The sequence below is a fragment of the Mesorhizobium sp. WSM4823 genome (assembly GCF_055811195.1).
The window spans coordinates 917,060-930,568 of the sequence record NZ_JBVVQL010000001.1; the positions used below are offsets into that span (position 1 = coordinate 917,060).

Here is a 13,509-nt window from a genome sequence, read left to right on the forward strand (position 1 = left end):
CCATGACCGATACCGCATCACCGATTGCGCCTGCTGTCTCGCCGCGCGACGAGCGTATCGGCTTCTTGCTGGTGTTCCTCTCGGCGCTGATGTGGAGTTTCGGCGGCGCCATCGCCCGTTTCATCGAAGCGGGCGACAGCTGGACGGTGGTGTTCTGGCGATCGGTCTGGGCCGCCGCCTTCCTGATCTGTTTCATGATCTGGCGCGACGGCTGGCACGGCACGGTGAGGTTGTTCCGCGGCATGGGCCTGCCTGGCCTTGCCGTGGCGTTCTGCTTTGCCACCGCATCGACTTGCTTCGTCGTGGCGCTTGCCTACACCACCGTCGCCAACATCCTTTTGATGCAGGCCGGCGTGCCGCTTCTGGCGGCGCTGTTTGCCTGGGCGGTATTTCGCGAACGGGTCGCAATGGCGACCTGGGTAGCGATTGCAGCCGTTATTGCTGGCGTTGCCATCATGGTATCGGAATCGCTCGATGGCGCGGTGTCACCCATCGGCGACGGCTTGGCGCTGCTCATCGCCGTGATGTTTTCGATCGCCACCGTCATCACGCGACGCTTTGCCCATGTGCGCATGACGCCGGCGACCTGCCTCGGCACGATGCTTGCTGCCGCATTCGCCGCCTCCCAGACATCGCAATTCGCGGTTTCCGACAGCGACATGGGTTTCCTGTTTGCCTTCGGCGTGGTCAATCTGGGTCTCGGCCTTGCCTTCTTCGCCACCGGCGCCCGGCTTGTTCCGGCGGCGGTCGCGGCACTCCTCGGCACCTTCGAACCGATCCTCGGCCCGATCTGGGTCTGGCTCGTCCATTCCGAGGTGCCGTCGGGGCGCACCATCCTTGGCGGCACTGTTGTGGTCACGGCGCTGCTTGTCCATATCGGGCTCGAATTTAAGCGCCAGGCCAAACCCGTGCGGCCGGGCGTCACCGGCATGCCGTCGCCCAATTGATGCGGCGCACGCGCCAAAGCGAGATGAACCATTGACAATGGCTTGGCCGCACGGGCAGGCTGCCAATACGGCAACAACAAGACAGGCGCATCTTGCCAAGTCTCCCCTCCGGCCCGATCGAGACCGGACAACATCGTCGTTTTCCTGCCCGCGTCGTGGCGAGAGCTGCTGACGGCGCCGGAACGCCATCTGGATCACGACATGGAATCGGAAACCTTGGCCGCTGCATGACGAACCATCACGATGTCGGCGGTTCGCGCTTGTCGCTTGCCGGAAAGCTCAATAATCTGAAGCAAGGCCTAGCCGCGCAGCCCCGCGACGAACTGGCTATGGAACACTCATCAAAGGAGAGACGCATGACCCGCAAAGCGTTCTGGCTTTCGGCGACCTCGGCATTTCTAATGCTTTTCACCCTCGGCGCGCATGCCCAGGACCGCGTCGTCAACGTCTTCAACTGGTCGGACTATATCGACAGTTCGGTCATTGACGACTTCACCAAGGAAACCGGCATCAAGGTCGTCTACGACACCTATGATTCCAACGAAATTCTCGAAACCAAACTGCTTGCAGGTGGCAGCGGCTATGATGTCGTGGTGCCGACGGCAAGCCCGTTCCTGGCCCGTCAGATCCAGGCCGGGGTATACCAGAAGCTGGACAAGTCGAAGCTGCCCAATCTTACCAACATGTGGAGCGACGTGGCGGACCGGGTTGCGAAGTTCGATCCAGGCAACGAATACTCAGTCAACTATATGTGGGGCACGACCGGTATTGGCTACAACACCAAGAAAGTGAAGGAAGCCCTGGGTGTCGATACGATCGACAGCTGGGATGCGGTCTTGAAGCCGGAGAATATCGCCAAGCTTGCGAGTTGCGGGGTGTATTTCCTGGATTCGCCGACGGACATCATTCCAACCGCGCTGAATTATCTTGGGCTCAAGCCCGACTCGACCTCTCCCGACGACATCGCCAAAGCAACGGATCTCTTGCTGAGCATCCGGCCGTCGATCCGCAAATTCCACTCATCGGAATATATCAATGCGCTCGCCAATGGCGACATCTGCGTAGCTGTCGGGTTTTCTGGCGATCTCTTCCAGGCTCGCGACCGCGCGGCCGAAGCGGATAAGGGGGTGGAAATCGCCTACGTCATACCTAAGGAAGGAGCGGAAATGTGGTTCGATCAGATGGCGATTCCGGCCGATGCGCCGCATGTCGCCGAAGCGCACGAGTTTCTGAACTATATGATGAAACCCGAAGTGATCGCCAAATCCACCAACTATGTCTTCTACGCCAATGGCAACAAGGCCTCGCAGCCACTCGTCAGCAAGGAAATCCTTGATGATCCGGGTGTCTACCCGGACGAAGCGATGCTGGCCAAGCTGTTCACCGTGGGTCCATACGATCCCAAGACGCAACGTCTCGTCACCAGGTCGTGGACCAAGGTCGTCACGGGACAATAGCAATCTGACGCGACCCCGGCAGCTTGATGCCGGGGTCGAATTCTTCAGGGGCAGGATCAGGGACGGAGTGGGACATGAAATCGCTTGGCAGCATCCGCAGGGATTTCGCGCCATGGAACGATCCGAACGCCAAGCCATACATCCAGTTCGACAAGGTCACCAAGAAGTTCGGTGACTTCACCGCCGTCAACAATTTGTCGCTGACAATATTCGAGCGTGAGTTCTTTGCCCTGCTCGGGGCGTCGGGCTGCGGAAAATCGACGCTTTTGCGGATGCTCGCCGGATTCGAGGAGCCGACCGCCGGCCGCATTCTGCTCGATGGCCAGGATCTGCGCGGGATTCCGCCATATCGGCGGCCGGTCAATATGATGTTCCAATCCTACGCGCTGTTTCCGCATATGACGGTCGAGAATAACATCGCCTTCGGCCTCAAGCAGGACGGCATGGCGAAGCCCGAGATCGCGGCGCGCGTTGGAGAGATGCTGAAGCTGGTCAAGCTCGAGCAGTTCGCCAAGCGAAAGCCGCACCAACTGTCCGGCGGTCAGCGCCAGCGCGTCGCGCTTGCCCGCTCGGTCGCCAAAAGGCCGAAGGTGCTGCTGCTCGATGAGCCATTGGGCGCGCTGGACAAGAAGCTGCGCGAGGAAACACAGTTCGAGCTGATGGATCTGCAGCAGTCACTCGGCCTCACCTTCGTCGTCGTCACCCACGACCAGGAAGAGGCGATGACAATGGCCGACCGCATCGCCATCATCGACAAGGGCGAGGTGATGCAGGTGGCGACGCCGGCGGAAGTCTACGAAGCGCCGGGCTCCCGCTTCGTCGCCGGGTTTGTCGGCAACGTCAACATGTTCGAAGGCAAGCTCGCGCGTGGCGAGGCCGGTGCCGCAAGCATCGACGCGGGCAACGGCATCACCATCCGAACCGAGAATGCCGGCAATGCCGCCACCGGCGCGGCCGTCGCCTTCGCCATCAGGCCGGAGAAGATCAAGATATCGTCGAAGAAGCCGGCCGGTGCCGTCAACGCCATCGAAGGCGAGGTCTACGACATCGCCTATCTCGGCGACATGACCGTCTATCACGTCAGGCTCGACGACGGTCACGTGGTGCGGGCGAGCACGATGAACGCAGCCCGCATCACCGAGGATCCGCTGAGCTGGAACGACCGTGCCTGGGTGTCGTTCCAGCCGGACGCCGGCGTCGTGCTGACGCGATAGGGGACGGTCATGTCGAATGCCGCTGTCACCGCTGCAGCAAGCTCTCAGACCACCGATGCTGGCAAATCCGCCCTGGCCAGATTGAATGCCGCCTTCATTGGCCGTCTCGTCATCATCATCCCGTATCTCTGGCTGGTCTTCTTCTTCCTCGTTCCGTTCGTCATCGTCTTCAAGATTTCACTGTCGCAGACGGCGATCGCTATACCGCCGTACACGCCGGTGCTTGGCTTCGGCGACGGGTTTTCCGGTTTTCTCGCCCAGCTGAAACAGCTCAGCATCGATAACTACACCTGGCTGACGCAGGATGCGCTGTACTTCAATGCCTATGTGACGAGCCTCATCGTCGCCGCCATCTCGACGGCGCTGACGTTGCTTGTCGGCTACCCGATCGCCTATGGCATGGCCCGCGCGCCGGCAACGCTCCGCCCGACTTTGCTGATGCTGGTGATCCTGCCGTTCTGGACCTCGTTCCTGATCCGCGTCTACGCCTGGATCGGCATCCTCAAGCCCGAGGGGCTGCTCAACCAGTTGCTGCTCGCCACCGGCATGATCAGCCAGCCGCTGATCATCCTCAACACCTACACGGCGATCTTCATCGGCATCGTCTATTCCTACCTGCCATTCATGGTGCTGCCGCTCTATTCGTCCTTGGAAAAGTTGGATTATTCGCTGATCGAGGCGGCCAAGGACCTCGGCTGCCCGCCGACCAGCGCCTTCTGGAAGATCACCTTTCCGCTGTCGTTGCCCGGCGTCATCGCCGGCTGCCTTCTGGTGTTCATCCCCGCCGTCGGCGAGTTCGTCATTCCCGATCTGCTCGGCGGGTCGCAGACGCTGATGATCGGCAAAACGCTGTGGAACGAGTTTTTCGCCAACCGCGACTGGCCGGTGTCGTCAGCCGTCGCCGTCATCCTGCTGTTGCTGCTGATCGTGCCGATCATGCTCTTCCAGCGTGCCCAGGCCCGCGCCCAGGAACAAGACAAATGAACCCGACCTGGAGCCGTTTCAACATCACTTCGATCGTGCTGGGCTTTGCCTTTCTTTACCTGCCGATCGTCCTGCTTGTCGTCTTCTCCTTCAACGAGTCGAAACTGGTCACTGTCTGGGGCGGCTTCTCGACCAAATGGTACGTCTCCCTATTCCACAACCAGGGCCTGATGGACGCCACCTGGGTGACAGCCCGCGTCGCCGTCATCTCGGCCACCGTGGCGACCGTGCTTGGCACGCTGGCGGCTCTCACCTTGACGCGCTACACGCGCTTCAAGGGCCGGATGCTGTTTTCCGGCATGGTCTTTGCGCCACTGGTCATGCCGGAAGTCATCACCGGCCTGTCGCTGCTGCTGCTCTTCGTCGCCGTCGGTCTCGATCGCGGCTTTCTCACCGTCACGCTTGCCCACATCACCCTGACCATGTGCTTCGTCGCAGTCGTCGTGCAGTCGCGCCTGGTCACGTTCGACCGCTCGCTGGAAGAAGCCGCGATGGACCTCGGCGCGCCGCCGGTGAAGACGTTTTTCCAGATCACGCTGCCCGTCATCATGCCGGCGATCGTGTCCGGGTGGATGCTGGCTTTCACATTGTCGCTCGACGATCTTGTCATCGCCAGTTTCACCTCAGGGCCTGGCGCCACCACGCTGCCGATGAAGATCTACAGCCAGGTTCGTCTCGGTGTGACGCCGGAGATCAACGCCGCCTGCACAATTCTGATCGCGGTCGTGGCGGTCGGGGTCATCATCGCTTCGCTCGCCAACAAGCGTCGCGAAGTCCAGCGCCGGCGAGACGAGCAGGCCGCTCAACGGGGGTGACGAACGGGCGGCGGCAGCAAACGCTGGCAGGAAGCACTTCTGACGACCGCAGCAGCCTCGCTGCCTATTCTCCGGAAACCCCACGGCTTATCGGCGAAATGAACGGCGTGTTCCACGTTCCGCCGACGAAGAACGAAGACTGGTTGGGACCCTGGTTATTTGTCTGCGTGGCTGCCTGGTCCGCCTGAATGATGCCGCCGGACAGCGCCAGCCCCCGCCCCGCATAGGAGGCGATGCCGGAAAGCCAGACCTTGTACTTCGCCGAATTCGCTTCGGCTTTGTCGATCTTCGCCACTCCGTTCGAAATGCTTGCCTTGAGTTCGGCTCCGTCGATCGGCAGCGTTCCATCGGAGACATCGTCGAGCGCGAAGAACCCACCCTGTTCGTTGTGTTTGAGAAATGCCGGCAGATCGAGCCGGCTCAACGCGCCCTGGCCGAATTTCGCCGAAACCGAGCCGTCGGCGTTTTCGAAAATGGAGTCCCAGGTTCTGCCCGGCCCCTTGAGGATGACCGAAACGGTTCCCCTGCCGATCGGCACCAGTCGCGTCATCCCGGCTGCGGTGCCAAAGGCGCCGCCGTCGACGTCAGAGGCGAGCAGCCTGATCTCGACCTGCGTGCCTCCTGGCTTGCGGTCGAAACGAAGACTGCTCTGGATGTTGCCGCCAAAGGCCGATGCATCGGAAATATCGAAGACCGCAAGACCGTTCTTGACCTGGGCGGTGGCGGCGACGTTGGCAAGCTGGATGGCGCCTGCGGTCGCCTGCGCTGCCGACAATCTGAGATCGAGATTGATCCGGTCGGCGACGCTTATGTCGATTTCGCCGGGGCCGGTACCATTTGTAGGCGCCAGCGGCGTGAAGGCGGAGAGAAACGACCGCAAGTCGAGCGTGTCGAAGGCGAGCGTACCGGCGATCACCGGCCGCGCCTCGCCAAAGGAGAAGTCCAGCGCACCCATTCCCGGATTGTCGTCCAGGGCGATCTCGGTGTTTTCGAATTTAATGCGGCCGGAGGTCGCCGTGACTTTGCTGGAAACGGAAACCGAGCCGATTGCCGCGCCAGGCGCTATGCCGGCCTGCGACCATTCGAGCACGCGCCTGAGCGAGGGTGCGGCAAATTTCGCCTGGCCGTCGAAATAGGCGTTCTCGGACATGCTGGCCACGCCGTCGAACGAAAAAGTGGCAGGGGCCGCCTTGAAGGAAAGCGTCATCGGCGCAGCACCTCCCGCAAACAACACCAGCGGGTTCGACGATGCTGCATCGATGGCGACGCTTTCGCCGCGCCAGATCCCGGTCGCCGACAGCGTCGCATTGCTGTTCATCGCGGCCCAGTTCGCCTGTCCGCTCAGGCTGCTCACTATCTCAGTTTCTTTGCTATCGACGGCGGTCACCACGCGGCCGTTCCTGAACTCCACCGTGCCGAACGGATCTGCCGGCAGCTTGCTCAGGTCCGGTTTGGCTGGATTGGCGCTGACCACGGCGCGAGCGGTGTCGATGGAACGCGTGATGCGCCCGCCCGAAGGCAGGGCGGGCAGGAAAAGCCCATTTGCTGCGCGCTGAACCCTGATCGTCGGCCGGATCAGCCGCGTCGTCGAGAATACCACGTCGCCACGCAACGCCGCCATGGCGGAGAGATTGACCTCGACCCGTTCGGCCTCGATCACCGGTGGCGCGTCGGTCTCTGTCCATTGCGAAAGCGTCACGTCGGTCAGGATGGCCCGGAAATTCGGCCAGACCTCGATCCGCGGTGCGCCGTCGATGGTGACCCGGAAACCGCTCCACGCACTCATTTCCCAGGCAATGCGATCGCGCACGATCCGGGTAGAGGCAACGAGCGGCAAGGCGGCGACGGCCAGCGCGATGACGAGCACGGCAACGCCGATCGCCCATATTCCGCGCCGGATCAAAGGTGATGGCATGTCGCCCCGTATGCTTCCGTTCCGACAAAAATCGCCCGACGGGTGTAACCCACGGCTGACGCATTTCAAGTCATTATGGCCCAGCGATGGCATTTGCGCACATCCACGTCGCTCGGCCGAACAAAATCTTGCTCTGCTGCGCTGCGATATGCATAAGCGGTGGTGACCGCGGAGGAACTATCATGGCTGGCGACGCACCGCTCTGGGCACCGACGAAAGACCAGGTCGACGCCGCGCCGATGACCGCCTTCATGAAGGCCGCCACTGCCGGGACCGGCAAGGATTTTTCCTCCTATGCCGATCTACATCGTTGGTCGATCGACGATCGCGAGGCGTTCTGGAGCCTCGTCTGGGATTTTTGTGGGGTCGTTGGCGACAAGGGGGAGCGCGTGCTTGTCGATGGCGAGAAGATGCCCGGCGCCGCGTTTTTTCCCGACGCGAAGCTGAACTTCGCCGAGAACCTCCTGAAGAAGACCGGCCCCAGCGATGCTATCGTCTTTCGCGGCGAGGACAAGGTCGAGCGCCGACTCTCCTGGAATGAGCTGCATGCGCTGACCTCGCGGCTGCAGCAGCTTTTCCTGTCGCTTGGGGTGAAAATCGGCGATCGCATCGCCGCCATGATGCCCAACATGCCGGAGACCGTCGCCGCCATGCTGGCGACAGCTTCGATCGGCGCTGTCTGGTCTTCCTGTTCTCCCGATTTCGGCGAACAGGGCGTGCTCGACCGGTTCGGCCAGATCGAGCCGGTCGTCTTCATCGCGCCCGACGGCTATTGGTATAATGGCAAGGCGATCGAGGTCGCCGACAAGACCGCCGCCGTTGCGACAAAGCTTCCCACCGTGCGCAAGATCCTGATCGTCGACTATCTCGGAACGTCGACGGACGTGGTGGCGACCATCGAGAAGGCGACTGCGCTGGACGAGGCGCTCTCATCCTTCGCAGCCAAGGCGGTCACGTTCGAGAGATTGCCGTTCGCGCATCCGCTCTACATCCTGTTTTCTTCCGGAACGACCGGTATCCCCAAATGCATCGTCCATTCGACCGGCGGAACGCTGATCCAGCACGTCAAGGAAGAACGGCTCCATGCCGGCCTGCTCGACGGCGACCGCTTCTTCTATTTCACCACTTGCGGCTGGATGATGTGGAACTGGCTGGTGTCTGGCCTGGCGTCGGGCGCAACCCTTCTGCTCTATGATGGCTCGCCCTTCCACCCCGACGGCAACGTGCTGTTCGATTTTGCCGACGCCGAGAAAATGACCTATTTCGGCACCTCGGCCAAATTCATCGATTCCGTGCGCAAGGCCGGGCTCAAACCGATCCGCACGCATGATCTTTCCACCGTGCGCACGATCTCCTCCACCGGCTCGCCACTGTCGCCGGAAGATTTCCGCTTCGTCTATGACGGCATTAAGAAAGACGTGCATCTGGCCTCGATTTCCGGCGGCACCGACATCGTCTCCTGCTTCGTGCTCGGCGTGCCCATCGAGCCGGTGTGGACAGGCGAAATCCAGGGACCCGGGCTCGGCCTTGCCGTTGACGTCTGGGATGACGACGGCAGACCGGTCCGGCAGGAGAAAGGCGAACTCGTCTGCAGCAAGGCTTTTCCAGCAATGCCGATCGGCTTCTGGAACGATCCCGAAGGCAAGAAATACCACGCTGCCTATTTCGAACGTTTCGACAATGTCTGGTGCCATGGCGACTTCGCCGAATGGACCTCCCATGGCGGCCTGATCATCCATGGCCGCTCCGACGCGACGCTCAACCCGGGCGGCGTGCGGATCGGCACAGCGGAGATCTACAATCAGGTCGAGCAAATGCCGGAGATCCTGGAAGCACTGTGCATCGGCCAGGATTTTGACAACGACGTGCGGGTGGTGCTGTTCGTGCGGCTGGCTGCGGGCGTTGAACTCGATGCCGAGCTGGAAAAACGCATCCGGGCGAAAATCCGCAGTGGGGCGAGCCCTCGCCACGTGCCGGCCAGGATCGTCGCCGTCACCGATATTCCGCGCACCAAATCGGGCAAGATCACCGAGCTTGCGGTGCGCGACATGGTGCATGGCCGCGCCATCAAGAACAAGGAGGCGCTGGCCAATCCCGAAGCGCTCGAGCTGTTCCGCGATTTGCCGGAATTGGCCGACTAAGAAACGGAACGGCGCCGTCATCCGAGTTGATGGACGCCGGGCGAGCATGGTTAACCAAATATCTCGCTCGAATTTACCTAGATTTCATGAGTGGTACACATTGGTAAATTTTCCGCCGCGCCGGTAAGGTTTTGTTAACGGCCGGCGTCGATAGTCGTGCGTAACTTGAGGGAGAAATCCCGTTCCTCTAAATCCCCAGAGGATCTGAATTCGCTCAAGCCCGTTGTGACAGCAATCCCATTATTCAAGGCGTCCTGTTGGACGCCTTTTCTTTTAGATTAATCCGCAAGCACGCGGGTTGACGGAAACGCGACTTCGACCAGAGTGCCCTCGCCAGGCGTCGAGTTGATGGCGAACCGGGCCCGGTTGGCCTCGACCATGGCCTTGGTCAACGGCAGCCCGAGACCGGTGCCGTCGCCGCGCCCGCGTTTCAGAGCGTTGATCTGCTTGAACGGCTTCAGCGCCTGCTCGATCTCGGACTGGCTCATGCCGATGCCGGTGTCGCGCACCCGCATCACGACGTCGCCGGAGATTTCATAGGCTGTCGATACGATCACCTGGCCGCCGGCCTGCGTGTAGCGGATGGCATTCGACAGGATATTCAACGCGATCTGGCGCACGCTGCGCAGGTCGGCCACCACCTCCGGCAGTCGTGAGGCGAAGCTGGAGCGGATGATGACCCGTTCGCGGTTGGCTTGCGGCTGCATCATTGCCACCGTCTCGGCCAGCGTGTCGTTGAGCGACACCGCCTCATAAGCCATCTCCTGCTGGCCGGCCTCGATTTTCGAGATGTCGAGCAGGTCGTTCACCAGGTCGAGCACGTGGTTGCCCGACCGGTTGATGTCGCGCAGATAGTCGCGGTAGCGGTCATTGGCGACCGGCCCGAATTTCTCGTCGACCATCAATTCGGAAAATCCGATGATGGCGTTGAGCGGGGTGCGAATCTCGTGGCTGATGCGGGCGAGGAACTCGGTCTTTTGCGAGGAGGCGCGCTCGGCCACTGCACGCGCCTGGGTCAGATCCTCTTCGGCTCGCTTCCACTGGGTGATGTCGCGCACCACCGCACAGAACCCGCTGTCATTGGGCAGTCTGCCGATGGTCATGAACAGCGGAATGAAGCGCCCCTGCGCCTCGCGTCCGATCACCTCGCGGCCGTCGTTGAGCACGCTCGCCACGCCGGGCTCGGACAATCCGTCGAGATAGTCGCGCGCCGCGCGCTGGCTTTCGATCGCAAACAGCGAAAAGAAGGGTTTGCCGGTCACCTCGTCGCTGTCGAAACCGAACAGCGCTTCCGCCGGGCGGCTGATCGAGCGGATCGTTCCGTCACGGCCGATCAGCACGACCCCATCGGTCGCGGTGTCTATGATGGTGCGCATCTCGGCGATGCGCGCCTTGAGCTCGGAAATGTCGGGCTGGGTCTGGTCGTCGGCGACGCCCTGCGGAACAGCTGTTGCCTCGTCGCCGGAACGGCGCACGACCAGCATCAGCGCCTTGCCGCCACGCCACGGTACCGAGCGCAGAATAGCCTCGATCGGGAATTCCTGACCGTCATGCGTCTTCAACCGCAGCGCGTGATCGGTTCCGTCGGAGGCGTTGTCGTCGTAAGGATCGGCAAACAGCCCGCCGAGACCACCTGCATCCTCCAGATCGTCGAGCGTGTCATACCCGGTCAGGCTGAGAAATTCCTCATTCGCATAATGAAGATCGTCGCCGGAATGGATGAGCACGGGCACCGGCAGCTTGCCAAGGATGGAAGTGTCGGGAGCGTTGTTGCCATCCGCTGTCGAAAAGGCCGATGGCACGAACCCTTCGAGCTTGAGCGGCGGCGCCTGCGGGGATGGCCGCTCGACAAGCGCCGGCTCCGTGTCACCTGCATTGCCAATGTCATTGGCTGACGAACGGGTTTCATCCTCGTCGGACGGCGCCCAGTCCTCGCTGTCTTCCGCATCGCGGAAATCGGCAGCCGTCATGCTGTCGTCGTCTTCGGCCGTCGGCCGATCGTCCGTGTCGGCGGGTTCGGTGATCTCTTGCGCCGCCTTGTCCGGCCCCGAAACCGGGGCACCGTCGCCATCGTCCGCGACATAGTCCCGCTCGGCGTAGTCGAGCAGCGAGCCTGAGATGTCCGGCCTGGTTGCTTCCGGCTGCTCGCCGTCGAGCCTTGCGACATCCTTCCCGTCTTCGGCATCGGTCGGTTCCGCCGCTGCCGTTTCTGCCGGCATTGCAGCATCGGGCTGTTCGGTCGAGGGATTGTCCTTCTTGAGCCGCTCGCCGATCTCACGGAATGCACTGCGTTCTAGTGTCGACAGGCCTTTGTCATTGGCCGGCTGCCTGTGCTCGGCCAGCCGGATCACTTTGTCGGCAAAGCGCCGCTCCGGCTTCGGCACGATGGTCAGCGCCGGCACCTCGCCCTGGAACGGGTCGGTTTCATCAGGCGTTTCGGCAACTTTCGGCTCGGCGGCTGCGGGGGCCTCCGCATTGGGGACAAGCGCCATGCCGATCGCTTCCGGATCGACCACCGCATCGCCGGTGCGGGCCACGCCGAAACCGCGAAAACCTTCGAAGGCACGGCTGCGGCTGTAGACGGGCAGCGCCGCCAGGTCGACGGGGATTTTGAAATCGGTGCCGGCAACCGGCCACAGCACCGAGCGGCCGGACCAGGTATCGCGTCGGTCGAGCAGACCGGCGATCTCCCCTGAAGCATCGAGGTCGAAGGTGGCCGCGACGTCGCTGAAGCGCCGGCCGATCACATCGGCGGCAGGCTTGCCGACGAGCTCCGCGAATTCCGGCGACAGGGCACTGAATTTTCCTTCGGCGTCGGTGCGCCAGACGAAACGCAGGGGCGCCGCCCCGCGGTCGATCGAGGGGATCGCACGCTCAGTCGGGGAGGCGGCGGCGCCCTGCGCGGTACGTTCCGCCGGCGCATCCGCCTGGATATGCCCGGACGCATCCGGTCGGCCCGGCTTTTGCGTTTCATCCTCGCTGGCACTGAAATACCAATGATCATGCTGCGCGGGCGCTCTGCCGGCCGGGGCGCTGGCGCTATCGGCCGCTTCCGGCTTCAGCCCGGTCGCATCGGGCCGGGTCGAATCGGAAATGTCATGCTCTCCAGACACCGATGTGTCTTCTCCGGCTGCCGGGCTTGTCTCCGCTGCCGCATCCGCCTTCGCGGCTGTCGCCGGCGCATTGTCCTGTTCTGCTTTTTGCCGGAACGCGGCATCGTGTGCTGCCGCACCGGTGCCGGTTTCCATCGCCTTGATGTGCTCGCCGTCGGCGTCAAGTTGGTCCTCGTCGATCACCACCAGCAGGTGCCGATCATCCGTCAGCCGGGCAAGACCGGCCGGGTAGGAAGTGGTGCCGCCTGGAACGAGGCGTTTGACAATGCGATCGCTCTCGTTCGCCACATCGGCCACAAGTGCTGCCAGCGTCTCGGGCAAGATGCCGAGCGCCGAAAACCCTTCCGAAGCGGCCTCGATGTTGCCCTTGGCGTCGACGAAGGCGATGAAATGACTGTCTTCGGTAAAGCCGCTGATGGCCCGGGCGGCGATCTCGGCAGCGCTGCGCGAGCCGATCTGTGCCGCCGGCACCGCCAGCATGATCGCATTTTCGCCGTCAGGCATCGTCACCGCGCTGGCCAGAAAGCCAAGCGCGCGGCTGGTCAGGCCGGTTGCCAGCCGGACCGTGATGGCACGGTCGCGGCCGATCTCCGGAAAACCGCTGGTCGCCATGATCTGGCGCCTGGCGACCAGCGGCAAGCCTGCCGAGGCGCCGATGATGGCTTCAATGTCCGGGTAGCCGAACACCGCCGCCCCTGGCCCGTTCGCCCAGATCACCTGTTCGAGGTCTGCCGACAAAAGGACGATTGCGTCGCCGGCGGCAAAGCGCTGGCGGATCGTGTCGAGCACGGCGACATCGAGGAAGGAGTAGTTTTCGGACGGCATGCGCTTGGCGGACCTCTTAGCGAATCCTCACGGAACGGGCAGTTTTCCGGTTAACGTTTTGTTAATAAAAGCCGATGGCGCGAACGTCCACAAGCCAC

Annotated in this window: 8 protein-coding genes; 6 read left to right on the plus strand and 2 right to left on the minus strand. The window is 62.3% G+C overall.

Annotated elements, in window-relative coordinates; all coding sequences use genetic code 11:
* Positions 1 to 2: 2 nt before the first annotated feature.
* The 5 genes from AC0L26_RS04380 (at position 3) to AC0L26_RS04400 (ending at position 5,417) form a co-directional block, all read left to right on the plus strand.
* Positions 3 to 947: a DMT family transporter gene (locus AC0L26_RS04380; protein ID WP_473631415.1), complete on the plus strand. Its 945-nt coding sequence runs from the start codon at positions 3 to 5 to the stop codon at positions 945 to 947.
* A gap of 356 nt (positions 948 to 1,303) precedes the next feature.
* Positions 1,304 to 2,404 (plus strand): polyamine ABC transporter substrate-binding protein, encoded by a 1,101-nt coding sequence (locus AC0L26_RS04385; protein WP_473631416.1) that lies wholly within the window; start codon positions 1,304 to 1,306, stop codon positions 2,402 to 2,404.
* 74 nt (positions 2,405 to 2,478) lie between these two features.
* Positions 2,479 to 3,618 (plus strand): ABC transporter ATP-binding protein, encoded by a 1,140-nt coding sequence (locus AC0L26_RS04390; protein ID WP_473631417.1) that lies wholly within the window; start codon positions 2,479 to 2,481, stop codon positions 3,616 to 3,618.
* 9 nt (positions 3,619 to 3,627) lie between these two features.
* The gene (locus AC0L26_RS04395; RefSeq protein ID WP_473631418.1) at positions 3,628 to 4,602 is read left to right on the plus strand and encodes an ABC transporter permease subunit; all 975 of its coding nucleotides are present in this window, start codon (positions 3,628 to 3,630) and stop codon (positions 4,600 to 4,602) included.
* The gene (locus tag AC0L26_RS04400; protein ID WP_473631419.1) at positions 4,599 to 5,417 is read left to right on the plus strand and encodes an ABC transporter permease; all 819 of its coding nucleotides are present in this window, start codon (positions 4,599 to 4,601) and stop codon (positions 5,415 to 5,417) included. Before AC0L26_RS04395 ends, AC0L26_RS04400 begins: the two co-directional genes overlap by 4 nt.
* Positions 5,418 to 5,481: 64 nt before the next feature.
* On the opposite strand, the gene AC0L26_RS04405 is transcribed toward AC0L26_RS04400, so the two are convergent.
* Entirely contained in the window at positions 5,482 to 7,332 is a 1,851-nt protein-coding gene (locus tag AC0L26_RS04405; RefSeq protein ID WP_473631420.1) for an AsmA family protein, read from the minus strand.
* A 182-nt stretch (positions 7,333 to 7,514) separates the two neighbouring features.
* Between AC0L26_RS04405 and AC0L26_RS04410 the strand changes: the two genes are divergently transcribed.
* Positions 7,515 to 9,473: an acetoacetate--CoA ligase gene (locus AC0L26_RS04410; RefSeq protein ID WP_473631421.1), complete on the plus strand. Its 1,959-nt coding sequence runs from the start codon at positions 7,515 to 7,517 to the stop codon at positions 9,471 to 9,473.
* Between the two features lie 278 nt (positions 9,474 to 9,751).
* On the opposite strand, the gene AC0L26_RS04415 is transcribed toward AC0L26_RS04410, so the two are convergent.
* Positions 9,752 to 13,411 carry a PAS domain S-box protein gene (locus AC0L26_RS04415; protein ID WP_473631422.1) on the minus strand — a complete coding sequence of 1,220 codons (3,660 nt, stop codon included), beginning with the start codon at positions 13,409 to 13,411 and terminating at the stop codon, positions 9,752 to 9,754.
* Positions 13,412 to 13,509 lie beyond the last annotated feature (98 nt).